The following is a 24,563-nucleotide window of genomic DNA, read 5'->3' on the forward strand; positions in this document are numbered from 1 at the left end:
TGACCTCGAGTCCGAGCAAGACAGCGGCTCTCACATGACCGCCAAGGGCCGCAAACGCCTGCGGTCATTCGTCGGCTGAAAGCTGCGATGGCAGAACGGGATCCAGGCTTCGCGACTAAGGTGAACTGTTGCCACGGCAATGCAGCCTGATGCAGGCATTGCCTTCCTGCGCATCGATGACCTGAGCGCCTGGGGTGCACGTCGGTCAAGGCAAGGAGCCACCGTCCATCGTTGTCCGTTGTTCACCGGCTTGCCCCACCTAATCCGGAGACTCCCGACCATGGCTACGCTCTGTGAAATCTGCAACGCAAGACCCGCCACCGCGAGGGTGACGGTGTCGCAAAACGGCCAGCGCAAGACCATGTCCATCTGCGACCATGACTATCGTCAGCTGCTGCGCCACCAGAACATGCTCAACCCCTTCGATTCGCTGCTTGGCGGCGGGCTGTCGAGCCTCTTCGGCGGCATGGGTGGCTTGCCGGATCACTTCGCCGACGGCGCGGGCCTGTCCGCGGAAGTCCAGCGCGACTCGGTCGACCCGAGCGACGCGTTCAGCGAGCAGACCCTGGAGATCCTCCAGCATGCCGCCGAGAAGGCCCATGAACTGAACCGCAGCGAGGTCGACTCCGAACACCTGCTGTACGTGCTGGCCGACACCGATGTCGGCATGGCCCTGCTCAAGGAACTGAAGCTGTCCGCGGACGACATCAAGGGCTATATCGACCAGCATGCCCAGAAGGGCAGCGAAGAGGTCGAGCCCGACAAGATGACCATTTCCCCGCGCCTGAAGAAGGCCTTCAATTTCGCCTTCCAGGCCTCGCGCGACCTGGGCCATTCCTATGTCGGCCCCGAGCACCTGTTGATCGGCCTGGCCTCGGTGCCGGACAGCATCGCCGGCACCCTGCTCAAGAAATACGGGGTCACGCCCGAGGCCCTGCGCCAGAAAGTGCTCAAGGTGGTCGGCAAGGGTGCCGAGGACGGTCGCGTGGATACCCCAACCGGCACGCCGACCCTGGACAAGTTCGGCCGCGACCTGACCGCCATGGCCCGCGAAGGCAAGCTCGACCCGGTGCTCGGCCGCGCCCAGGAGATCGAGAGCACCATCGAGGTGCTGGCGCGGCGCAAGAAGAACAACCCGGTGCTGATCGGTGAGCCCGGCGTGGGCAAGACCGCCATCGTCGAGGGGCTCGCCCAGCGCATCGTCAAGGGCGAGGTGCCCGAGGTACTGCGCGGTCGACGCCTGGTCGAGGTCAACCTCAATTCGATGGTCGCCGGCGCCAAGTACCGCGGCGAGTTCGAGGAGCGCGCCAAGCAGCTCATCGACGAAGTCACCGCCAAGCACGACGAGCTGATCCTGTTCATCGACGAGCTGCACACCATCGTCGGTGCCGGGCAGGGTGGCGGGGAGGGCGGGCTGGACATCGCCAACGTGCTCAAGCCGGCGCTGGCGCGGGGCGAGCTGAGCCTGATCGGCGCCACCACGCTCAACGAATACCAGAAGTACATCGAAAAGGACGCCGCCCTGGAGCGGCGCTTCCAGCCGGTGCTGGTGCCCGAGCCGACGGTCGAGCAGACGATCGTGATCCTGCGTGGCCTGCGCGACAGCCTGGAGGCTCACCACCAGGTGACCTTCGCCGACGAGGCGTTCGTTGCCGCCGCGGAGCTGTCGGACCGCTACATCACCACGCGCTTCTTGCCCGACAAGGCCATCGACCTGATCGACCAGGCCGCCGCACGTGTACGCATCGGCGCCACCTCGCGCCCGGCCGCGATCCAGGAACTGGAGGCGGAAATCGCCCAGCTCAAGCGCGAGCAGGACTATGCCTCTTCGCGCAAGCGCTTCGATGAAGCCAAGGACTTCGAGGCGCGCATCAAGGCCAAGAACACCGACCTGGAGGAGCAGACCGAGGCCTGGCAGCGCAAGACCGGCTCCGAGACCCTGGAGGTCACCCTGGCCTCGATTGCCGAGGTGGTGTCACGGCTGACCGGTGTGCCGGTGGCCGAGCTGACCCAGGAAGAGCGGCAGAAGCTGCTCAAGCTCGAAGACACCCTGCGCGAGCGCCTGATCGGCCAGGGCGACGCGGTGCAGGCGGTGAGCGATGCCGTGCGCCTGTCCCGGGCCGGCCTTGGGCAAGCCCACCGACCGATCGCCACCTTCCTGTTCCTCGGCCCGACCGGGGTCGGCAAGACCGAGCTGGCCAAGGCCCTGGCCGAGGCGGTGTTCGGCGATGAGCAGGCGATCATCCGCATCGACATGTCCGAGTACATGGAGCGCCATGCGGTGGCCCGCCTGATCGGCGCGCCACCCGGATACGTGGGCTACGACGAAGGTGGCCAGCTGACCGAACGGGTGCGGCGTCGGCCTTACAGCGTGATCCTGCTGGACGAGATCGAGAAGGCTCACCCGGACGTCAACAACGTCCTGTTGCAGGTGTTCGACGACGGCCGCCTGACCGATGGCAAAGGCCGAGTGGTGGACTTCAGCAACACCATCATCATCGCCACCAGCAACCTGGGCGCGCCGTTGATCATGGCCAACCTGGAGCGCCCGGAGGATGAGCGCACCGACGAGAAGACCCTCAAGGACGAACTGATGGGCGTGCTCAAAGGGCACTTCCGCCCCGAGTTCCTCAACCGCATCGACGACATCATCGTGTTCCATGCGCTGTCGCGCGACGATATCCGCGCGATCGTCAAGATCCAGCTGGAGCGGGTGGTGCGCACCGCCTCGGCGCAGGATATCCACCTGGCGGTGGACGACTCGCTGGTCGAGCATCTGGTCGAGGTCGGCTACCAGCCGGAGTTCGGCGCGCGGGAGCTCAAACGGCAGATTCGCCAGGCGGTGGAGACGCGCCTAGCCAAGGAGATCCTGGGCGACCAGATCAAGTCCGGCGACCATGTGACCCTGGGCTACGATCACGACAACGGCAAGGTCACGCTCACCCCGGCGGCCACCTAGCCGCCGGTCACGGGAGGGAAGAAGGCGATGTCGTCGCCGTCGGACAGCGGCTCGTCCAGTGTGCACAGTTCCTGATTGCGTGCGCACATCAGGTTGGCCTGGCCCAGGGTTTGCGCCCATGGGCCGCCGCGCTCGAGCAACAGTCCGCGCAGGTCGCGCAGGCTGGCCAGGGCCGGTGTCCACGGCAGCGACTCGCCGTCGCTGCCGAGCAGTTCGCGGTAGCGGGCGAAATAGTTGACCCGAATCATCGCGCGTCCTCGGCCTGGTACAGCCCAGAGCGACCGCCGGACTTGTGCAGCAGGCGCATCCAGTCGATCTGCAGGCTGCGGTCGACGGCCTTGCACATGTCGTACAGGGTCAGTGCGGCGACGCTGGCGGCGGTCAGGGCTTCCATTTCCACACCGGTGACGCCCTTGAGCGTGCAGCTTGCGATGATCCGTACCGAGTCCGGCGGCACCGCCTTGAGCTCCACGCTCACCGCGGTCAGCAACAGTGGATGACACAGCGGGATGAGCTCGTGGGTGCGCTTGGCGGCCATGATCCCGGCAATGCGCGACACGGCGAAGACATCGCCCTTGGGGTGGCCGCCGGCATTGATCAGGGCCAGGGTTTCCGGCTTCATGCGCACCCAGGCTTCGGCGACCGCTTCGCGGCGGCTGTCGGCCTTGTCGGTGACGTCGACCATGTGCGCATGGCCGCGGCTGTCCAGATGAGTCAGTGGGGTGTCGTTCATGGCGTCTCCAGAGGCAGGCGGTTGACGGCGGCTTGCGGGTCGAGCAAGGCACGAGCCTCGGCGAAGCACTGTTCGGCCAGGGCCGAGCGCGGTTCGCTGCGGCGCAGCAGCAGGCCGACCGGGGCGAAGATGCTGGCCCCGTCGATCGGCAGGATACGGATGTGCTCGCTCAGCTCCTCCAGCCCGTGGTCCAGTGGCATGATCGCGCAGCACAGGCCGGCGCAGACGCCCTGGATCAACTGGTAGGTCGAGTCGCTCTCGAGGATCGACTGTGGGTGCAGGCCGCGGCTGCGAAAGCTCAGGTCGATCGACTGGCGGTAATGCATGCCCTGGGACAACAAGCCCAGCGGCAGTCGTTCCAGGGCCTCCCAGCTCAGGCTCGGCATGGCGAACTGGAAATGCCGGGTGTCGTACAGCAGGCCCATGCGCGTGGCACCGAGTTCGATGACGTCGAAGTAGCTGCGGTTGATCCGGTCCAGGTAGCAGATACCCAGGTCCAGCTGGTTGCGGCTCAGGCCATCGGTGACCTGTTCCGAGCTCAGCGAACTCAGTTGCACCTGTAGCTGTGGGTAGGCCTGGATCAGCGGCTTGAGCAGGTCCATCACCTGGAAGCTCGACAGCGGCACCATGCCGATGCGCAGGCTGCCCACCAGGCGCCCGCGGCAGTTGGCCGCCTCGGCCTGCAGGCCGTCGTAGGCGGCCAGCAAGGTGCGGGTCCAGGCCAGGATGCGCTCGCCGGCCTCGGTGAAGCCCTCGAAGCGCTGGCCACGGGTCACCAGCACCAGGCCCAGCTCTTCCTCCAGGTTGCGCAGGCGCATGGACAGGGTCGGCTGGGTGATATGGCACAAGGCAGCGGCCTGACCGAAGTGTCGGGTCTGGTCCAGCGCGATCAGGAACTTGAGTTGTTTGATATCCATGGTGCGCCTTGCCGGTAAGTGACTATCGGGAACAGGGCACGAATGCCATGTTTCAAGGCAGCGAAAAGTAAAGTGAAGAACAAAGGGCGTCCAATGGGAAATAACGAAGAAGTGATAGAGCGTGCTGATGATGAAGTTTGATAGAGCAGGCTTATGAGCCGGTTCGTATTATCGATTGGACGTGCGTTATTGCCGGCCCTAGTTTCATAGCAAGTTTTGTTGAATATCAGAGTGCCGAAAAATGAGTGTCAAAGCCGATGCCGTATTTGTCCCGCTGAATGTCGCCGTGCTGACGGTGAGCGATACCCGCACCTACGAAACCGATACCTCCGGCGAGCTGCTGGCGACGCGGGCGGTGGACATGGGCCATCGCCTGGTGAGTCGGGCGCTGCTCAAGGACGACCTGTACAAGATCCGCGCCCAGGTGGCGACCTGGATCGCCGATGAGGGCGTGCAGGTGGTGCTGATCACCGGCGGCACCGGTTTCACCGGACGTGACAGCACGCCGGAGGCGGTCAGCTGCCTGCTGGACAAGCATATCGATGGTTTTGGCGAGCTGTTCCGCGCCTTGTCGATCCTCGATATCGGCACTTCGACCGTGCAGACCCGTGCGCTGGCTGGCCTGGCCAACGGTACCCTGGTGTGCTGCCTGCCAGGCTCGACCGGAGCGTGCCGTACCGCCTGGGAAGGCATCCTGGTGGAACAGCTCGATGCACGCCACCGGCCTTGCAACTTCGTGCCGCACCTGAAGGCCGCGCCGCTCTGCGGACCACGCCCATGAGCGGGCTGATGGCGGTCGATGACGCCCTGGCGCAGCTGCTGACGTTGGCCAGGGCGACGCCGTTCGAGGGCGTGGAACAGGTGCCCCTGCACCTGGCCGATGGGCGCGTGCTGGGCGCAGGACTACAGGCCAGGATCGACCTGCCGCCCTGGGCCAACAGCGCCATGGACGGCTATGCCATGCGCCTCGACGACCTGGCGACAGGCCCGTTGCCGGTGTCGCAGAGCGTGTTCGCCGGGCAGGCCCCGGAGCCGCTGCGACCAGGCACCTGCGCGCGGTTGTTCACCGGGGCGCCACTGCCCGCGGGCGCCGATTGCGTGCAGTTGCAGGAAAACTGCGAGTTGGACGAGCAAGGGCGAGTCAGCTCGCTGACGCCGCTGCGCCGGGGCGACAACGTACGTGCGCAGGGCAACGAGGTCCGTGCCGGCGCCGCCTTGCTGGCGGCCGGGACGGTGCTCGACCCCATCGCCCTCGGCGTGCTGGCGTCCCAGGGCATCACCCAGGTGCCGGTGCTGCGTCGGCCACGCGTGGCCTTGCTGTCCAGCGGCGACGAACTGGCCGGCGAGGGCGCGAGCCTGGCGCCTGGGCAGATCCACGACAGCAACCGAGTGGTGCTCAGCGCGCTGCTCACGCGTCTGGGGTGCCAGGTGATCGACCTGGGCTGCCTGCCGGACGACCCCGCGCGCATTCGTGCGGCGCTGGCCCAGGCCACGGACAGCGATCTGATCATCAGCAGCGCCGGAGTGTCGGTGGGCGATGCCGACTGCATCGGCGCGCTGCTGCGCGAGTCCGGCGAGGTGCTGCTGTGGAAGCTCGCCATCAAGCCAGGCAAGCCATTCACGTTTGGCAGCATCGACCGCGTGCCGTTTCTCGGCCTGCCCGGCAACCCGGGGTCGGCGCTGGTCACCTTCCTGCTGCTGGCGCGTCCCTACCTGCTGGCGCGCATGGGCGTCGCGCAGCTCGAGCCGATGCGCATGCCGGTGGTGGCGGGGTTCGCCTGGCCGAAACCGGGCAAGCGCCAGGAGTACCTGCGGGTCAGGCTCGATGGCGGGCGGGCGCGCTTGCTGGAGAACCAGAGTTCGGCGACCTTGCTCAGTGCCGTGATGGCCGACGGGCTGCTGGAGGTGCCGGCAGGGGAAACGTTCGAAGCCGGGGACGTGCTGGATTTCATCGCCTTTGCCGGTCTGTTCGGCGCGCGTTGACGCCGTTTCGCCCGCTGCGCCCTGGCGCGGCGGGCGAACGCCGTGGCGCTACAGCAGTGGCACGGTGTAACTGACGATCAGGCGGTTCTCGTCCTGGTCACGCTGGCTGGCATACCCCGGCGTGGCGCTGCTCGGCAGGCCGCTGCGGATGCTGGCGTTCTTCCAGGCCAGCCCCAGGCCCTTGAACGGGCCGGAGGGCGTGACGTAGCTCAAGGCGATATCGCGCTCCCACTCGCCGCGATCGGCGTGGGCGGTGGCGATTGCGTCGGCATTGAGGTAGAGCACGCTGAAGTTCAGCCCGGGCACGCCGGCCGCGGCGAAGTCATAGCTGTAGCGTGCCAGCCAGGTGCGCTCCCCGGCGCGGTTGAACTTGAGCAGTTGCGCGTCGCTGATCAGGTAGGTGCTGGTGCCTTCGCCATCACCTCGGTTGAGGTAAGGGAAGTCGCTGGCGCCGGTCAGCACCTGGTAGCCCGCGCCCAGGCTGTGGCCGCCGAGGCTGTAGGTGAACATGCCGCTGTACACCTGGTTGTCCACTTCACCCTTGGTCACCCCACCCCCGTAGTAGCCACTGCCCAGGTAATTGTCCTGGCGACCGGCGCGGCTGGCGTTCTTGCCATCGCTGTCACTGAGAAACACCCGCAGGTCGGTTTTAAGGGTGCCGGGGCCCAGCGGCAGGGTGTGCACCAGGCCGAGGAAGTGCTGCTGATAGAAGTCGTCCAGCTCGCCGTAGTAGTACTGCAGCAGCAGTTGCTTGCTCGCCTTGTAGTCGGCCCCGGCGAAATAGAAGTGATTGCTGTCGCGGCTCTTGGCGCCGCTGCCGTTGGCGCCGGCGATGCTCAGGGCGCGCAAGTCGGTGGAGTTGCGCCCGCGCGTGTGTTCGAGCTGGCCGGCGGTCAGGGTCAGGTCGCTGAAGTCGTGAGAGGTCAGCTGGGTGCCCTGGTAAGTCAGCGGCAACAGGCGGGCATCGTTGGACACCACCACCGGCAGCTTGGGCTGCAAGGTGCCGCAGCGCAGCTCGCTGCGGGCGATGCGCATCTTCGCGGTCAGGCCGAGGCTGCTGAATTCGTCTACCGCCGAACCATCGTGCTCCAGCGGGAAGATCGTGCCGGGCTGGCGTTCGGCGCCTGCTTTGCCGGCCTTGCCGCCGCCATCCAGGCGTACCCCCAGCAGGCCCAGGGCATCGACGCCGAACCCGACTGTGCCCTGGGTGTAGCCCGAGGCGTAGTTGAGCATGAAGCCCTGGCCCCATTCGCTCTGCTTGCTGGGCGCCGCGCTGCCACTGCGGTTGTCGGTGTCGATGTAGAAGTTGCGCAGGGTCAGGCTGGCCTTGCTGTCTTCGATGAAGCCGCCGGCATGGGCGCAGAGGGGCGCAAGGCCCGCCAGTGTGGCCAGTGACATGGCCACGGACAGTGTGCTGCGTTGCATGGTTGCTGCTCCGTTGTTGTGATCAGGTGACGCGCAGGCGCAGGCCGCCGGCCAGTGTCTCTGGCCGGGGCGGGCAGGGTGTTCGGGGGAGGTCAGTTGAGGATGTGATCGACCGGTTGCAGCACCGGTGGCAGCTCGGTGCTGCCCAGCGCCGCCAGCACGTCGCGCTCGACGGTGCGCACGATGGCATCCAGGGGCAGGTCGTTCTCGTCGCGGCCGAAGGGGTCTTCCAGCTCGTTGCTGATGGCGTCCAGGCCGAAGAAGGTGTAGCTGACGATGGCGGTGAACAGTGGTGCCAGCCAGCCCAGCGGCTCGGCCATGGCGAACGGCAGCAGCACGCAGAACAGGAAGATGGTGCGGTGCAGCAGCAGGGTATAGGGGAAGGGCAGCGGCGTGGTCTTGATGCGCTCGCAGGCGGCCTGGGCCTGGGAAAGCCCGGTGAGTCGCTGCTCCAGGGTCACGTAGCGCCACTCGCTGATCTGCTGGTACTGCGCCAGGCGCGAGACACGGGCGCCCAGCGCCTGCAGGATGCCGTCGCTGAGATTGTGCTGCGGCAGGCTCGCGGCGTCGCTGACCCAGGCTGCCGCGGCCTTGTACTCGTCCTCGCCACGCAGCCGGGCGTTGAGCGCATGGGCATAGCCGCACAGGCCCTGTAGCAGCAGCCGGCGCTGGTGCGGGTCGGCGATCACGCTGCTGGCGCGGATGAACGAGCGAATCTCGATCACCACCTGGCCCCAGGCCTTGCGGCCTTCCCACCAGCGGTCGTAGCAGGCGTTGTTGCGAAAGCTCATGAAGATCGACAGCGACAGGCCCAGCAGGGTGAACGGCGTTGCGTTGACCCGCGAATAGAACGCCGGGTGCAGGGTCTCGGCCAGCACGATCAGTGACGCCAGCACGCTGACCATCAGGGTTCGGCGAACGACGCGGCGGGCAATCGAACCCTTGAGCGTGATCAGTACATTGAGCAGGTTGGGTTGGGGATGAACGATCATGGCGATTCCAGGACTTGCATATCGGTCGGCCTGCCGGAAGTTCAGAGCGCCACAAGCCTAGGGGCCGGGAAAGAGCCCGTCCAATTGCAATAAATGACCAGTTGATCGGCGCTTTCTATCATGGCCGAGTGATAGAGCGGACCGATCAACCTGTCATTACTTTTGATTTGACGATAGTGCGCGGCAAAAATAGCCTGCAGCGGTCAACAGTGTCGAAGTTGCTCTTTGCAGGACGTGAAACTTCGAACTTGTTATTCCGCCTGTCGCGATCAAGGGTGACCCTGATGAACGAAGAAGAACATATTAAAAGTTACAACGGCCCGGCTGCCGGCTGGGGCGCGCTCAAGAGCGTGACCAAAGCCTGGCTGGGCAGCGAGAACGCGGTCAAGAACATCCGCGCCATGCTCAAGACCAACCAGAACAGCGGTTTCGACTGCCCTGGCTGTGCCTGGGGCGAGTCACCCGAGAACGGCATGGTCAAGTTCTGCGAGAACGGCGCCAAGGCGGTCAACTGGGAAGCCACCGGCCGCTCGGTGGACCCCGATTTCTTCGCCCGCTACAGCGTCAGCGCCTTGCTCGAGCAAAGCGACTACTGGCTCGAATACCAGGGGCGCCTGACCCACCCGATGCGCTATGACGCATCTACCGACCACTATGTCGAGATCAGCTGGGACGAAGCCTTCGCCCTGATCGCCCGGCACCTGAACGGCCTCGAATCGCCGGACCAGGCCGACTTCTATACCTCGGGCCGGGCCAGCAACGAGGCCGCCTATTTGTACCAGCTGTTCGTGCGCAGTTTCGGCACCAACAACTTCCCCGACTGCTCGAACATGTGCCACGAGGCCAGCGGCCTGGGCATGGGCGATACCCTCGGCGTGGGCAAGGGCACCGTGGTGTTCCATGACCTGGAGGAGGCCGATGCCATCTTCGTCATCGGCCAGAACCCCGGCACCAACCACCCGCGCATGCTCGAGCCGCTGCGCGAGGCGGTGGAGCGGGGCGCCCAGGTGGTGTGCTTCAACCCGCTCAAGGAGCGCGGCCTGGAGCGCTTCCAGCACCCGCAGCACCCGTTCGAGATGCTCAGCAACGGCTCCGAGCCGACCAATACCGCCTACTTCCGCCCGGCCCTGGGCGGCGACATGGCGGCGCTGCGCGGCATGGCCAAGTTCCTCCTGCAGTGGGAGCGCGAGGCCCAGGCCAACGGCATGCCACCGGTGTTCGACCATGCCTTCATCAAGGCCCACACCAGCGGCATGGATGACTACCTGGCCCAGGTCGACGCCACCTCGTGGGAGCACATCGTCGAACAGTCCGGCCTGAGCCTGGCCGAGATCGAGCTGGCCGCGCGCATGTACCGCAAGGCCGAGCGCGTGATCATGTGCTGGGCCATGGGCGTGACCCAGCATCGCCATTCGGTGCCGACCGTGCAGGAGATCGTCAACCTGCAGCTGCTGCGCGGCAACGTCGGCCGCCCGGGCGCCGGCCTGTCGCCGGTACGCGGCCACAGCAACGTGCAGGGCGACCGCACCATGGGCATCGACGAGAAGCCGCCGGCCTGGCTGCTGGACAACCTCGAACGCCGCTTCGGCATCGAGGTGCCGCGTGGCCACGGGCACAACGCGGTGCTGGCGATCCAGGCCATGGAGGAGCAGCGCACCAAGGTGTTCATCGCCCTGGGCGGCAACTTCGCCCAGGCCACCCCGGACACGCCACGGACCCACGCGGCGCTGCGCAACTGCGACCTCACCGTGCACATCTCCACCAAGCTCAATCGTTCGCACCTGGTCACCGGTCGCGATGCGTTGATCCTGCCGTGCCTGGGCCGCACCGAGATCGACATCCAGGCCGAAGGGCCGCAGGGCGTCACCGTGGAAGACACCTTCAGCATGGTGCACATCTCCCACGGCCAGCTGAAGCCGCGTTCGCCGCTGCTGCGCTCGGAGCCGGCGATCGTTGCCGGCATGGCCAAGGCCACGCTGGGCGAACGGCCAATCGACTGGGAATGGGTGGTGGGCGACTATGCGCGCATCCGCGACCTGATCGCCGACACCATTCCCGGCTTCACCGACTTCAACGCGCGTCTGCAGCACCCCGGTGGCTTCCACCTGGGCAACGCCGCCGCCGAGCGCGAGTGGAACACCGCCAGCGGCAAGGCTCAGTTCACCGCCACCGAATTGCCGGCGCAACTGGTCAACGAGGCGGTGCTGGCCCGTGGCGACAAGCCAGACCTGATCCTGCAGACCCTGCGTTCCCACGATCAGTACAACACCACGCTGTACGGCCTGGACGATCGCTATCGCGGCGTGTTCGGCCTGCGCGACGTGGTCTTCGCCAACGAGGCGGACATCCGGCGCCTGGGCTTCGAGCCCGGCGAGAAGGTGGACATGGTGTCGTTGTGGGAGGACGGCCGCGAGCGCCGGGTCAACGGTTTCACCCTGGTGGCCTACGACATTCCGCAAGGCCAGGCTGCCGCCTACTACCCGGAAACCAACCCACTGGTACCACTGGAAAGCTATGGCGACCGGACCTACACACCGACCTCCAAGTTCGTTGCGATCAAGTTCGAGAAGTCGCAACCAGATGCGCTGATCCACGCCGTCGCCGGCTGATCCCCACTGCTTCATTCATCGACTGCAGGCCCTCGGGCGTGCGGCGCCCTGGCGGCGACCGCCCGCGGGTCCGGTCAACAAGGATATTGTCATGTCGACTCTGGGTGCTCTGGACCTGGCGAGGCTTCAATTCGCCTTCACGGTCTCGTTCCACATCATTTTCCCGGCCATCACCATCGGCCTGGCCAGCTTTTTGGCCGTGCTCGAAGGCTGCTGGCTTAAAACCGACAACCCGGTCTACAAGGACCTGTACAAGTTCTGGTCGAAGATCTTCGCCGTCAACTTCGGCATGGGCGTGGTCTCCGGCCTGGTGATGGCCTACGAGTTCGGTACCAACTGGGCGCGCTTCTCCGACTTCGCCGGCAGCGTGACCGGGCCGCTGCTCACCTACGAGGTGCTGACGGCGTTCTTCCTCGAGGCAGGCTTCCTCGGCGTCATGCTGTTCGGCTGGGGCCGGGTAGGGCGCCGGCTGCACTTCTTCGCCACGATCATGGTAGCGATCGGCACGCTGATCTCGATGTTCTGGATCCTCTCCTCCAACAGCTGGATGCAGACCCCGCAAGGCATCGAGATTGTCGATGGCCGCGTGGTGCCGCTGGACTGGTTCAAGATCGTCTTCAACCCATCGTTCCCGTACCGTCTGGCGCACATGGCGCTGGCCGCGTTCCTCTCCACGGCGTTCTTCGTGTCCGCGTCCGCGGCCTGGCACCTGCTGCGTGGCCAGAACACCCCGCAGATTCGCAAGATGCTGTCGATGGGCATGTGGATGATCCTGGTCGCGACACCGGTACAGGTGGTGGTCGGCGACGCCCACGGCCTGAACACGCTCGAACACCAGCCGGCGAAGATCGCCGCCATCGAAGGGCACTGGGAAAACATTCCCGGCGAACCGTCGCCACTGGTGCTGTTCGGCCTGCCGGACATGGCCGGCGAGACCACCCGCTACAGCCTTGAAGTGCCATACCTGGGCAGCCTGATCCTGACCCACAGCCTGGACAAGCAGATCCCGGCGCTCAAGAGTTTCGCCAAGGAAGACCGTCCGAACTCGACGATCATCTTCTGGAGTTTCCGGGTCATGGCCGGGCTGGGCATGCTGATGCTGGCCTGCGCCTTGCTGGCCCTGGTGCTGCGCCGCAACGGCGCGCTGTATCGCAATCGCGCGTTCCTCTGGTTTGCCTTGCTGATGGGGCCTTCGGGCTTGATCGCGCTGCTGGCCGGCTGGTTCACCACCGAAGTGGGCCGCCAGCCCTGGGTGGTCTACGGCATGTTGCGCACCACCGACGCGGCGTCCAACCACAGTGCCGCGCAGATGAGCCTGACCCTGGTGCTGTTCGTGCTCATCTACTTCTCGGTGTTCACCGTGGGGATCGGCTACATGATGCGCCTGGTGCGCAAGGGCCCGGTCGCGCACGAGGAGCTGCCGAGCCCCCACCAACCGGAATCGCTGGCCACCGCGCGTCGCCCGCTGTCCGTCGCCGATTGAGAAGGAGCTGAACAATGACGATTCAAGGTATCGACCTGTCGGTCATCTGGGGCGTGATCATCGCCTTCGGCCTGATGATGTACGTGATCATGGATGGCTTCGACCTGGGGCTGGGCATTCTCTTCCCGCTGATCGGCGATTCGAGCGACCGTGACGTGATGATGAACACCGTGGCACCGGTGTGGGATGGCAACGAGACCTGGGCGGTGCTCGGCGCGGCGGCGCTGTATGGCGCCTTCCCGCTGGCCTACTCGGTGATCCTCGAGGCCCTGTACCTGCCGCTGGTACTGGTGCTGGCCGGGCTGATCTTCCGCGGCGTGGCCTTCGAGTTCCGCTTCAAGGCCCATCCACACAAGCGTCACCTGTGGGACAAAGCGTTCATCGGCGGCTCGGTGCTCGCCACCTTCTTCCAGGGCGTGGCCATCGGCACCTACATCAATGGCATCCCGGTGGTGGATCGCCAGTTCGCCGGCTCAGGCTGGGACTGGCTGTCGCCATTCCCGCTGTTCTGCGGCGTCGGCCTGCTGCTGACCTACGCGCTGCTGGGCAGCACCTGGTTGCTGATCAAGACCGACGGCATGCTCGAATCGCGCATGCGTCACTACAGCCGGCCGCTGACCTACCTGCTGGCACTGGTGATCGTGGTGATCTGCGCCTGGACCGCCTGGCTGCATGACGACATCGCCCAGCGCTGGTTCGGCGCCAGCCACTGGCTGCGCTCGCTGCTGATCGCCGTGCTGGCGGTGGGGGCGGTGGTGGTGATCCAGAAAACCCTGCGCATGCGTCACTCGCACATGCCGTTCATTGCCGTGGTCGGGCTGGTGTTCCTGGGCTACCTGGGCCTGGCGATCAGCATCTGGCCGAACATCGTGCCGCCAGGCATCACCTTGTGGCAGGCGGCGGCTCCCTTGACCAGCCAGTTGTTCGCGTTGATCGGGGCGTTGTTCATCATTCCGATCATCCTGGTGTACACCTTCTGGAGCTACCACGTGTTCCGCGGCAAGGTGCAGGCGGGGGATGCCTATCACTAGAGGTTGATCACCTCATCAGGGCTGCTGGGCAGCCCTTTCGCGGGTAAGCCCGCTCCCACAGGGCCGCACAGCGGCCCTGTCTTTTTCTATTGCAATGCGCCCTGTTCCTGCGCCGGGGCGCCGAACGACACGTAGTACGCCAGGCCGACGAAGATCGCGCCGCCCACGGCGTTGCCCAGGAACACCGCCGCCAGGTTTTCCGCCAGCTGCGCCCAGCTCAGGTAGCCGGCAAAGATCGCCGCCGGGATCAGGAACATGTTGGCCACCACGTGCTGGAAGCCGATGGCGACGAAAGCCATGATCGGGAACCAGATCCCGAGGATCTTGCCGCTCATCTCGCGGCTGGCATACGACAGCCACACTGCCAGGCATACCAGCCAGTTGCAGCCGATGCCGGAGACGAACGCGTGCAGGAAGTCGGCGTTGACCTTGCTGGTGGCACCGGCCAAGGTCTTGCTCAAGTACGGTCCTTCGGTCAGGCCGAGCAGGTGGCCGAAGCAGTAGGCGACGAACAGCGCGCCGAGCAGGTTGGCCAAGGTCACCAGCGTCCAGTTGCGCAGCACAGCCCAGAGGCGGATACGCCCGGCGAACATGGCCAGGGGCAGGCTCATCATATTGCCGGTCAGTAGCTCGCCGCCGGCCAGGATCACCAGGATCAGGCCGATGGGGAACACCGCGGCGCCCAGCAGGTTGCCGAACGAGGCCCATTGCGCGGGGATCATGGTGCTCACGTGGATCGCCAGCAGGAAGCCCAGCGAAATGAACGCGCCGGCCAGAAAACCGAGGATCAGGGTGGCCCGGGTCGGCAGGTGCGCTTTCTTGGTACCGGCTTCTATGGCCAGTTCGGTGATCCGGGAGGGAGTATTCACAGACATTTGAGCAACTCGCACGCAAGGACGACGGCAACGCCGAAAGCGAGCCGTGGGTCAGGGTTTGACGGGAACAGGACAGATACGATCAACCCGTGGGGCGGGTGACTTCGACGTGGGCGAAACGTTATCTGAGGCAATTTGACGCAGTCAAATCAATAGGCTGGATGAGTTGATAGATCTCATCTATGAGAGGAAAGGAATCAAGTGGATCGCGCTATGTGGGGTTCGCCATCTTATTCGCGCAGCGAAGGCACTGACAACGCTTGGCGCTGCGTGAGGCTGCGATCCAGCGCTTGAAATCGCTTCTGGGCAGGTTCACTATTCGCCATGTATTACATGGTACGTAATACAGTACGAAAATGTCGGAGCGAGCAATGGCCAGAGGTGGAATCGACAAGAGGTTGGTGCAGCAGGCGCGCGATGCGCTGGTTGCCCGCGGCGAGCATCCCAGTATCGATGCGGTACGTATCGAATTGGGAAATACAGGCTCGAAGACCACCATCCACCGTTACCTGAAGGAGCTTGGTCAGCGGCAACCGGTGGCGCTCGAGGGCACCGCATGCCTGAGCGAGCCATTGGGGCGGCTGGTGGAGCAACTGGCGGCGCAGTTGCAGGAAGAGGCCCAGGCACGCATCGACATCGCCGAAACGGCGCTCGACCAGCAACGCGAGCAATTGCAGGCGCAACTGCAGCTGGCCCAGCGCGCATTGGCCGCTGCCCACCAACAGATCCAGGACCAGGCCGACGCGCTGCAGGCCCGCTCGCAAGAGCTCGAGGCCCTTCAGTCGACGTTGCGAGCCGAGCAGCTGCGCAGCGCCAGCCTCGAGCAGGCGCGTGGCGAACTGCAGGTGCGCCTGGCCGACAAGGACGAACAGATCCGCTCGCTCGAGCACAAGCACCACGCGGCCCATGAGGCACTGGCGCACTACCGCGAACAGCGCGAGCAAGAGCAACGCCGTATCGATACCCAGGTGCGGCAGCTGCAGGGTCAGCTGCAGACACTGCAGCAAGGCGCGATCGTCCATCAGCAGGAGTCGACCCGCCTGCACCGCGACAACGAGCGCCTGCTGGCCGGGCAGCGGCAGACGGCGCAGCGGTGCGCCGAGCTTGAGCTGCAGCTGGAACAGCGCGACGTCCAGGTGCAGGGATTGCGCGCCATCCTGGCCCAGGCCCAGGGCGCCAGCGAGGAAATGCGCCGGCAACTGACGGCCTGCGAGGCGCGCCTGGCCGGCAAAGCCTGAGCGGCGCCGCGCTGTACTATATTCATTGACGGCAAATCCTTGACGGTGGGACCTCGATGCATGCAGCCGGAAAACAAGGCGAAGATCGCGCACTCGCGGCAAGCGGCGAGGGCCGAGCCGCGTCGCTGTTCCGTCTGGTGCTGAGTTTCATGGCCGTGGTGATGCTGGCCTTCGTGATGCTCGAAGGCTGGCGCATCTGGCGCGAGTATCGCGAAGCATTCATCAAGGCCGAGGAGACGGTGACCAACCTGGCCTGGGCTACCGCCCAGCACGCCGAGGACACCATTCGCCAGGTCGACGCCATTACCGCGGCCCTGTCCGAACGCCTCGAAGGCGATGGTCTGCAGACCATCGACCGGCCCCGGTTGCACGCCATGTTCAAGCAGCAGATGGCGATCATGCCGCAGTTGCATGGCCTGTTCGTGTATGGGCCGGACGGTAGCTGGGTGGTCAGCGACAAAGATGCCGTGCCACCCCGGGTCAACAACGCCGACCGTGCGTATTTCGCCTATCACCGCGACCATCGTGACCACGAGGTGCGTATCGGCAACGTGGTACGCAGTCGCTCCACCGGCGACCTGATCCTGCCCATCTCGCGGCGCCTGGAGCACCCGGACGGCAGCTTCGCCGGCGTGCTGCTGGGCACCATCAAGATCGACTGGCTCGTGCGCTATTACGGCGATTTCAAGATCGACGAACATGGCGTGCTGGTGCTGGCCAAGCGCAACGGCACCATCATCGCCCGGTATCCATTCGTGGAGAAGGAGATCGGCCTCAGCCTTGCCGACAGCGAGGTCTTTCGCAACTACCTGCCCTATGCCAGCAAAGGTGTCGTCGATGCCGTGGCGGTGATCGACGGGACGCGTCGCCTGTACGCCTTTCGCGCCTTGCCGAGCTACCCCTTGGTGATGGAAGCAGGACTGTCGCGCGAGTCGATCCTGATGCAATGGCGCCAGGACATGATCAAGGCCGTGATATTGCTCGTGCTGCTGCTGATCGGCCTGGCGGGCTTCGGCTGGGTCGTGTTGCGCCAGCTGCGCGAGCGTATCGTCATCGAGCGTGCATTGCACCAGGCACACCAGACCCTCAAGGTCATGGCCTTGACCGACAGCCTGACCGGGCTTGGCAATCGTCGGCGCCTGGACTCGGTGCTCGAGGCGGAAGTTCGCCGGGCTCGGCGCCAAGGCTATCCGCTGGCCCTGGTCATGCTCGACCTCGACCACTTCAAGGCCTACAACGATCACTATGGCCATCCGGCGGGCGACGAGTGCCTGCGCCGCTTCGGTACGCTGCTGCGCCAGTCGCTCAAGCGCCCGGGCGATCTGGCGGTGCGCTATGGCGGCGAGGAGTTCACCCTGTTGTTGCCCAATACCGATGCCCAGGGCGCCAGTGCGATCGTCCAGGAAATCCTTCAGCTGCTGCGCAACATGGCGCTGGAGCATGTCGGCAGCCCTCTGGGGCGGGTCTCGAGCAGTGCCGGAATAGCCGCGGGCACACCCACGCTGGAAGCGATCACCCCGCAAAGCCTGACGGCGGCGGCCGATCGGGCGCTGTACGAGGCCAAGCGCCGGGGCCGGGACCGTTACTGCGTGGCGGATGGCATCGAGGCGGACACGGACTCTTGAGCACTGTCATCCGACTGTCATCCGCTCGACACTACCATCGGATTTCGTATGCGTGAGTTCATCGCCATGCTATCCGCTAACGCCAACCCTCATCATGAAGCCGATCTGCACGGCCTGCTGTATGGCTTCGTCTTTCGTCCTGGCGAGCCAGGACGCGAAATCGACTCGGTCCAGGCCGTGGCGCAGTTGCAGGCAGCACCCGGCGAAGCGTTCATCTGGCTGCACCTGAACCTTGCCCATGCCGCCTGCGAGCGCTGGATGAAGGCCAATCTGGATCTGCCGGAGACCTTTTTCGAGACCCTGCGCGAAGGCTCGCGCTCGACGCGCATCGAGCATATCGACTCGGCCTTGCTCGCGGTGGTCAACGATATGGTGTTCAGCTTCGGCCTGGTGTCCTCCGATATATCCACGCTCTGGGCCTGCGCGCGCAGCCGCCTGTTGGTGAGCGCGCGCCTGCAGCCCTTGCATTCGGTGGACGAACTGCGCTCGTCGGTCAAGCGCGGGGAACGTTTCGGCTCGACCATGGAGCTGCTGGTACACCTGGTGCGCGATCAGAGCGACCTGCTGACCAAGGTGGTGCGAGAGACCACCCTGAAGGTCGACCGTATCGAGGACCAACTGCTGTCCTTGCGCTTGAGCGACAACCGCGCCGAACTCAGCGGCCAGCGCCGCGTGCTGGTACGCCTGCAGCGCTTGCTGGCACTGGAGCCGGGCTCGCTGCTGCGCCTGCTCAACCGTCCGCCGCAGTGGCTGCGCGAGCAGGATATTCGCCAACTGCGCGCGTCCACCGAGGAGTTCTCGGTGATCATCAACGACCTCACCAGCCTGGTCGAGCGGATCAAGCTGTTGCAGGAAGAGATCGCCGCCAAGCTCACCGAGCAGAACAACCGCACGCTGTTCACGCTCACCGTGGTGACGGTGCTGGCGTTGCCGATCAACATCATCGCCGGCTTCTTCGGCATGAACGTCGGCGGCGTGCCGCTGGCGGACGACCCCCATGGGTTCTGGGTGCTGGTGGCACTGGTGGTGACCTTCACCGTCATCGCCGGACGCTTGGCGTTGCGCAAGCGCGGGGATTACTGACGCCGCGCTACTTGAAGTCCCACTGCATCTGGGTCGCGATGCTCACTGCGCTGGACGACCTGACACAGACATCCAGGTAATCGGTGAAACGTGGCGGCAGCGCGATGCCTTCCTCGATCAGACGGCTGTTGTCGAACAGGTAGTTCAGGTCGGCGAAGCCGCTGTACAGGCGCAGGGCGCGCAGCACCAGGCGTGGGTTGGCTGGGCCGATACGGGCTTCGAAACTGCTTGCCAGGGTTTTCAGGTCATCCACATCGACCTTGCGGTAGCGTTCTGCGACAGGCTCGGCGCCATTGGCCTGGGCAAAGGCCGCGTCGATCTCGGCGAAGGTGCAGGCCGACTGATGACCGGCGGAGATATGGTACAGGTCATGGCCGAGCAGCGGCTTGAGCGCCAGACCGATCAGCGCTTCGGCGCAGTAGTCCACCGGGATCACGTCGATCTGCTCGTCCAGGCCGCAGGTGAAGCTTTCCAGGGCGAAGCCCATGCGGAACACCCAGAAGATGCTGCCCGAGGCCTGGCAACCGAGGCTGCGGTGGCCCACCACGATCGATGGGCGCGCCACGACCAGGGGCAGGCCGGGCAGGTCCTGGCGCAGGCGCCGCTCGATCTCGGCCTTGGACGCGGTGTAGTCCACCAGTTGCTGCGCGGCGTCCGGAAACTCCCATGACTCGCTGATCGGCGACTGGCGCTGCGGTCCGCAGCACATCGCCGTGCCCACGTGCAGGAAGCGCTTGAGGCGGGTGGAGCGGCTCAGCACCTGGGCGAAGGCGAAGGTGCCCTCGACGTTGACCGGCCAGATGTTCGGATTCTTCGAGAACGACGCGACGGCGGCGCAGTTGATCACTCGGTCCATTTGCATCAGACGCGGGGCTTCATGCGCGAGCCAGGCCGTATCGAGGAAATCGCCGCAGATGATCTGCGCCTCGCTCAGCGCCTGTTCATCAGGGCCGCTGACACCATGCTGGCGCAGGTTGTCGCGCAGGCGCTGCAAGCCTTGTTCGGCGCTTTTGGCGCGGACCAGGAAGTTGAGGTCAGCGCCATGGCCGCCGGCGATCAACTGGGCGGCCACCGAGCCACCCAGAAAGCCGGTGGCGCCGGTCAGCAGGATGTGTTCGCGCATCGGGGGTTGGGTGATGGGCGCACCAGTACTTGGGGTGTTCATGGTTATCCTCGGAAATGAAATGGCTCAGGCCGCCAGCACAACCAGATCGCGGGCGCGAGCGGGCGCACTGCCAGGAACAAGCGTGGCAAGTACAAATATCTTGAAAATACGTGCAGCCCGCGAACTACCGCAGCTGACAGGTGAGGGCGGGTGACTGATTCTGGCCACGCCAGGGTGTTATTTCAATTAACAGTTGTGGCGTTTATTGATGTTTTCGGTGAAAGAATTTTAATAAGTGCAAGAACGTGTAAGGCGATGTTTGAAACTTGTAAGTTTTATTAAATTTATCTCATGTTCGGCATTGCCCGGGGCGGCGAAAACCGCGCCCCGGGCTCGGCGTCAGCTGCGAATGAACGCCAGCAGGTCCTTGTTGATGGTGTCGGCCTCGGTGGTCGGCATGCCGTGCGGGAAGCCCTTGTAGGTCTTCAGGATACCGTTGGGCAACAACTTGGCCGACAGCGGCCCGGAGTTGTCATAAGGCACTATCTGGTCGTCATCGCCATGCATGACCAGCACGGGGATCGCCACCTTCTTCAGTGACTCGGTGAAGTCGGTCTGGGAGAAGGCCACGATGCCGTCGTAGTGGGCCTGGGCGCAGCCCATCATGCCCTGGCGCCACCAGTTGAGAACGACCGCTTCGTCTTTCTTCGCTCCCGGTCGGTTGTAGCCATAGAACGGACCTGCCGGCACGTCGTAATAGAATTGCGCGCGGTTGGCCTTGAGCTGGGCCTGGAGCCCGTCGAACACCGACTTGTCCAGCCCGCCGGGATTGCTGGCGGTCTTGACCATCAGCGGTGGTACCGCCGCGATGATGGCGGCCTTGGGTGCCTCGTCGTCGGGGTAGCGGGCCAGGTAGTGGATCACTTCGCCGCCACCGGTCGAATGCCCCACATGTATCGCGCCTTGCACGCCCAGATGCTTGACCACGGCAGCCACGTCGTCGGCGTAGTGATCCATGTCGTGGCCGTCCCAGACCTGGCTGGAGCGCCCATGGCCGCGCCGATCGTGGGCGACCACGCGATAGCCCTCGGCCACGAAGAACAGCATCTGCGCGTCCCAGTCGTCGGCGCTCAATGGCCAGCCGTGGTGGAAGAAGATCACCTGCGCGTCGCGTGGGCCCCAGTCTTTGTAGAAAATCTCGACACCGTCTTTGGTCGTGACGTATCCCATTTCGCTTCTCCTGTTCGAGGTGTGCAGCGTAGGAGGGCAGGTGCCTGCGCACCTGGCCACCGGACAACTCTAGGATTAAAGTGCGCTTCAAGGTCAATCGGATTTCAAAGGTGCCGCATGAGAATAGGTGAGTTGGCAAGCATCACAGGGCTGGCCCCTTCGCGCATCCGTTTCTACGAAGCCAGCGGGCTGATTCGCTCGGTCGAGCGCAAGGCCAACGGTTATCGCGACTACGATGACGATGCGGTGTGGGTGCTGGAAATGATCACCAGCGCCCAGGCCGCCGGATTTTCGCTGGAGGAGATTCGCCAGCTGCTGCCGAGCAATGCCGAGGGCTGGCAGCACGACGAACTGCTGGCCGGGCTCAAGCGCAAGGTCGAGGAAATCGAGCGCCTGCAGCAGCGCCTGGCACGCAACAAGGCACAACTGCTGCTGGTGATCGACGGTATCGAGGGCAAGCCCGAGGGCATGCCCTGCGCGGACAATTCGCAACGCGTGCTGGAGCGTCTGCGCGAAGAGATCGCCCAGGACAGGATCCAGCGCAAGGCAGAGCAGGGCGGGCGCTGAACCCGCCAAGTTTTAGCAGGCCCCCTGTGGGAGCGGGTTCATCGGGGCGCCGAACCGCCGCGAAGCAGCCACCGCAGCGCTTGGCACCGGCTACGCCGGTGTTCGCGGCTGAAGCCGCTCCCACAGGATACCCGCTGCTTTGACATCAAGAGCTATCGCGTCAACGCGACAGCTGCGCCAACGGCTGGGGCGCGTACAGCGCGCTCTGGAACTGCGGTACGTACTCGTACTTGACCAATCTGCCCAGCTGCAGCGAGCGGATGTAGTTCGACAGGCTGCCGCTGCCAAGCACCAGCTGCGCCGAGTCGCCACTCATGCTGGAGGCGTGGCTGGTCTGCCGTGATACGGCATAGCCATACGCCAGGCGCCCCTGGTGATCGAGGTTGGTGAAGCTGTTCGTCACCAGCCCGGCTTCATGGGACAGCGCCTCGAGCTTGTTGGCTCGGAAGATGACATCCACGCTACCGGTCTGCGCGTCGGCGATGTCGTAGGTCACCGCCGACGCATCCTCTCGGCGCTCGATCGGCGTCAGCCACTTGGGCAGGTTGTAGCCCACCACGCCACGCACCCGGGCCAGTTCGGTATTGACCGGCAGCTTGAGCACATAGCCCCAGAAATCCTTCGACAGCGCTTGGCCGATCAGCGTGACAGGGCCCAGGTTCGATTTGCCGGGCCTGTTGGTGATGATGGACACGGCGATCTCGTTGTAGCTGTCGTTATCGCAGTAGTCGTAGGTGTAGGCAGTGAATGCCACCAGGCCGCGCCCTGGCCAGACCTGCAGGGGCTGCACCTGTTCCAGTACCTGGGCAGGCATGAGCTCGCGCAGGCGGTCGATATCTGCCGTGTAGACCGCCGTCACCCGGCTGTTCTGGTAGTAGAAATTTGGCGAGTAGGACTCGAACCCCATGTCGACCTTGGTCTTCTCCAGGCTTCTGAACCAGCTCAGGTCCATGTCCGGCATCTGCGCCTGGATCACCGACAGCGGCGGATTGGAGCGGTAGCGATCATACAGCCCGCCCTTGGGCACCGGTACCGAATGCCCGGCGATATCGATCACCGTGGTCTCGACGGGATTGGCCAGGCCACTGGCATCGGCCTGGGCGCTGGCGGCAAGGGGCGTAAGCAATGCGCCGGCCAGGGCGGCGGCAGTTTTGAGTTTCACGTTCGAGGTTCTCCAGAAGGTGGCGTCACGCCCGACGCGTGCTTGAGAGGGCGTTGATGGCCACCTTAACTTTCAACTTAACTTTAATGTCAACAGGCGCGAGCAATGCACGCTTCAGCCCCGCATTGGAGGCGGATCAGCGGGCTTGACATTAAAGTTGGCTTTAAAGATAGCCTGGCACCACGACCTGTATCGAGGTAACCCCGATGAACGTGTTTTCCCCGCTGACCCTGCCCAATGGCTCGACCCTGGCCAACCGCATCGCCAAGGCCGCGATGGAAGAGAACATGGCCGACGCCGAGCACGCGCCGTCCGACCAGCTATTGCGCCTGTACCAGGCCTGGGCACAGGGTGGCGTCGGGCTGATCATCAGCGGCAATGTGATGGTCGACAACCGCGCCATGACTGGCCCCGGCGGCGTGGTGCTGGAGGACGCGCGACACCTGGAACGGTTCCGTCAGTGGGCGAGCGTCGGACGTTCGCAGGGGGCGCAGTTCTGGCTGCAGATCAACCATCCTGGTCGGCAGATGCGCGCCAATCTTGGCCAGCAGACCTGGGCACCTTCGGCGGTGGCGCTGGACCTGGGCAAGATGTCGCGCCACTTCGCCACGCCGCAGGCCATGACCGCGCAAGTGATCGCCGATGTGATCCAGCGCTTCGCCAATACCGCGCGGCTGGCCGAGCTGGCCGGCTTCACCGGGGTCGAGATCCACGCCGCCCATGGTTATCTGCTCAGCCAGTTCCTCTCGCCGCTGAGCAACCGCCGTACCGATCAGTGGGGCGGGTCGCTGGAGAACCGCGCCCGCCTGCTGCTGGAGATCGTCAAGGCCGTGCGCGCGGTGGTCGCGCCCAGTTTCGCGGTGGCGGTCAAGCTCAATTCGGCCGATTTCCAGCGCGGTGGTTTCAGCGCCGATGACGCCAAGCAGGTGGTGCGCCTGCTCGACGGGCTGGGCGTGGACCTGGTGGAGCTGTCGGGTGGCAGCTACGAGGCACCCGCGATGCAGGGCCAGGCGCGGGACGGCCGGACCCTGGCGCGGGAAGCCTATTTTCTCGAGTTCGCCCGCGACATTCGCACGGTTGCGACGATGCCGGTCATGGTGACCGGTGGCATTCGTCGACAGTCGGTGGCCGACCAGGTGATCCAGAGCGGGGTGGAAATGGTTGGGATCGGCACGGCGCTGGCCATCGATCCGGCGCTGCCGCGCGCCTGGCAGGCCGGCCGTCAGGCGGCCCCCGAACTGCCGGCGATTACCTGGAAGAACAAGGCGCTGGCCTCCCTGGCGAACATGGCGCTGGTCAAGTTCCAGCTGCGCAAGCTCAGCCGTGGCCGGGCCCCTGACCCGCAGGTCGCGCCCTGGCGGGCGCTGCTGGTGCAACAGCTGGCCGATGCGGCGCGCACGCGCTGCTACCGTCGGCGCATGGCCAAGCGTTAGCCGGTCGAACGCCGCGGCAATCGCGTAATAGCATCAATGCATAAGCAACGGCATTGAAATTACCAATTACATTGATGAGCAGGATCAATTTAGCGATCGGTGATGGCCTCCTT

The 24,563-nt window shown here is 64.9% G+C and carries 20 protein-coding genes; 11 read left to right on the forward strand and 9 right to left on the reverse strand.

What is annotated here, in order from left to right; translation table 11 throughout:
* Positions 1–280 precede the first annotated feature (280 nt).
* The gene (locus N5D48_RS15905; RefSeq protein ID WP_279885914.1) at positions 281–2,959 is read left to right on the forward strand and encodes an AAA family ATPase; all 2,679 of its coding nucleotides are present in this window, start codon (positions 281–283) and stop codon (positions 2,957–2,959) included.
* Here N5D48_RS15905 and N5D48_RS15910 read toward each other — a convergent pair.
* From N5D48_RS15910 to N5D48_RS15920, 3 genes are read right to left on the reverse strand one after another with little or no spacing between them, the layout of a single operon-like run.
* Positions 2,956–3,207: a MoaD/ThiS family protein gene (locus N5D48_RS15910; RefSeq protein WP_279885916.1), complete on the reverse strand. Its 252-nt coding sequence runs from the start codon at positions 3,205–3,207 to the stop codon at positions 2,956–2,958. The two genes, N5D48_RS15905 and N5D48_RS15910, sit on opposite strands and share 4 nt — an antisense overlap.
* Positions 3,204–3,692 (reverse strand): cyclic pyranopterin monophosphate synthase MoaC, encoded by a 489-nt coding sequence (moaC, locus tag N5D48_RS15915; protein ID WP_279885918.1) that lies wholly within the window; start codon positions 3,690–3,692, stop codon positions 3,204–3,206. The genes N5D48_RS15910 and moaC overlap by 4 nt, the downstream gene beginning before the upstream one ends.
* Entirely contained in the window at positions 3,689–4,609 is a 921-nt protein-coding gene (locus N5D48_RS15920) for a LysR family transcriptional regulator (RefSeq protein ID WP_279885920.1), read from the reverse strand. The genes moaC and N5D48_RS15920 overlap by 4 nt, the downstream gene beginning before the upstream one ends.
* A 241-nt stretch (positions 4,610–4,850) precedes the next feature.
* On the opposite strand from N5D48_RS15920, the gene moaB reads away from it, so the two are divergent.
* Both moaB and glp read left to right on the forward strand, forming a co-directional pair.
* A complete protein-coding gene (moaB, locus tag N5D48_RS15925; protein ID WP_279885922.1) occupies positions 4,851–5,390 on the forward strand; it encodes a molybdenum cofactor biosynthesis protein B in 540 nt (179 codons plus the stop codon).
* Positions 5,387–6,592: a gephyrin-like molybdotransferase Glp gene (glp, locus tag N5D48_RS15930; protein ID WP_279885923.1), complete on the forward strand. Its 1,206-nt coding sequence runs from the start codon at positions 5,387–5,389 to the stop codon at positions 6,590–6,592. Before moaB ends, glp begins: the two co-directional genes overlap by 4 nt.
* 48 nt (positions 6,593–6,640) lie before the next feature.
* Here the strand turns inward: glp and N5D48_RS15935 are convergent, their stop codons facing one another.
* Complete coding sequence (locus N5D48_RS15935) at positions 6,641–8,017, reverse strand: OprD family porin (protein ID WP_279885925.1); 1,377 nt, start codon at positions 8,015–8,017, stop codon at positions 6,641–6,643.
* Positions 8,018–8,109: 92 nt separating this feature from the next.
* Positions 8,110–9,009 (reverse strand): bestrophin family protein, encoded by a 900-nt coding sequence (locus N5D48_RS15940; RefSeq protein ID WP_279885927.1) that lies wholly within the window; start codon positions 9,007–9,009, stop codon positions 8,110–8,112.
* A 284-nt stretch (positions 9,010–9,293) separates the two neighbouring features.
* Here N5D48_RS15940 and N5D48_RS15945 point away from each other — a divergent pair, with 284 nt between their 5' ends.
* The 3 genes from N5D48_RS15945 to cydB all read left to right on the forward strand — a co-directional run bounded on the left by N5D48_RS15945 (position 9,294) and on the right by cydB (position 14,132).
* On the forward strand, positions 9,294–11,618 hold the full coding sequence (locus tag N5D48_RS15945; RefSeq protein WP_279885928.1) for an FdhF/YdeP family oxidoreductase: 2,325 nt from the start codon (positions 9,294–9,296) through the stop codon (positions 11,616–11,618).
* 91 nt (positions 11,619–11,709) lie between these two features.
* Positions 11,710–13,101 (forward strand): cytochrome ubiquinol oxidase subunit I, encoded by a 1,392-nt coding sequence (locus tag N5D48_RS15950; protein ID WP_279885931.1) that lies wholly within the window; start codon positions 11,710–11,712, stop codon positions 13,099–13,101.
* Positions 13,102–13,115: 14 nt separating this feature from the next.
* Positions 13,116–14,132 (forward strand): cytochrome d ubiquinol oxidase subunit II, encoded by a 1,017-nt coding sequence (gene cydB, locus N5D48_RS15955; RefSeq protein WP_279885933.1) that lies wholly within the window; start codon positions 13,116–13,118, stop codon positions 14,130–14,132.
* An 86-nt stretch (positions 14,133–14,218) separates the two neighbouring features.
* Here cydB and N5D48_RS15960 read toward each other — a convergent pair whose 3' ends face one another.
* The gene (locus N5D48_RS15960; RefSeq protein WP_279885935.1) at positions 14,219–15,007 is read right to left on the reverse strand and encodes a formate/nitrite transporter family protein; all 789 of its coding nucleotides are present in this window, start codon (positions 15,005–15,007) and stop codon (positions 14,219–14,221) included.
* A 371-nt stretch (positions 15,008–15,378) separates the two neighbouring features.
* On the opposite strand from N5D48_RS15960, the gene N5D48_RS15965 reads away from it, so the two are divergent.
* From N5D48_RS15965 to N5D48_RS15975, 3 genes are all read left to right on the forward strand, one after another.
* Positions 15,379–16,245 carry a DNA-binding protein gene (locus N5D48_RS15965; RefSeq protein WP_279885938.1) on the forward strand — a complete coding sequence of 289 codons (867 nt, stop codon included), beginning with the start codon at positions 15,379–15,381 and terminating at the stop codon, positions 16,243–16,245.
* A 56-nt stretch (positions 16,246–16,301) separates the two neighbouring features.
* Positions 16,302–17,870: a sensor domain-containing diguanylate cyclase gene (locus N5D48_RS15970; protein WP_279885941.1), complete on the forward strand. Its 1,569-nt coding sequence runs from the start codon at positions 16,302–16,304 to the stop codon at positions 17,868–17,870.
* Between the two features lie 66 nt (positions 17,871–17,936).
* Positions 17,937–18,953: a transporter gene (locus tag N5D48_RS15975; protein ID WP_279885967.1), complete on the forward strand. Its 1,017-nt coding sequence runs from the start codon at positions 17,937–17,939 to the stop codon at positions 18,951–18,953.
* A gap of 7 nt (positions 18,954–18,960) precedes the next feature.
* Here N5D48_RS15975 and cprA read toward each other — a convergent pair whose 3' ends face one another.
* Entirely contained in the window at positions 18,961–20,118 is a 1,158-nt protein-coding gene (gene cprA, locus N5D48_RS15980) for a cationic peptide resistance protein CprA (protein WP_279885944.1), read from the reverse strand.
* A gap of 339 nt (positions 20,119–20,457) precedes the next feature.
* A complete protein-coding gene (locus tag N5D48_RS15985) occupies positions 20,458–21,288 on the reverse strand; it encodes an alpha/beta hydrolase (protein WP_279885946.1) in 831 nt (276 codons plus the stop codon).
* 117 nt (positions 21,289–21,405) lie between these two features.
* Between N5D48_RS15985 and N5D48_RS15990 the strand changes: the two genes are divergently transcribed.
* Entirely contained in the window at positions 21,406–21,855 is a 450-nt protein-coding gene (locus N5D48_RS15990; protein ID WP_279885948.1) for a MerR family transcriptional regulator, read from the forward strand.
* Positions 21,856–22,015: 160 nt separating this feature from the next.
* On the opposite strand, the gene N5D48_RS15995 is transcribed toward N5D48_RS15990, so the two are convergent.
* Complete coding sequence (locus N5D48_RS15995) at positions 22,016–22,936, reverse strand: acetoacetate decarboxylase (ADC) (protein WP_279885969.1); 921 nt, start codon at positions 22,934–22,936, stop codon at positions 22,016–22,018.
* A gap of 287 nt (positions 22,937–23,223) precedes the next feature.
* Here N5D48_RS15995 and N5D48_RS16000 point away from each other — a divergent pair, with 287 nt between their 5' ends.
* A complete protein-coding gene (locus tag N5D48_RS16000; protein WP_279885951.1) occupies positions 23,224–24,450 on the forward strand; it encodes an NADH:flavin oxidoreductase/NADH oxidase family protein in 1,227 nt (408 codons plus the stop codon).
* Positions 24,451–24,563 lie beyond the last annotated feature (113 nt).

The sequence above is a fragment of the Pseudomonas sp. GD03858 genome (assembly GCF_029840925.1).
Taxonomy (GTDB): Bacteria; Pseudomonadota; Gammaproteobacteria; order Pseudomonadales; family Pseudomonadaceae; genus Aquipseudomonas.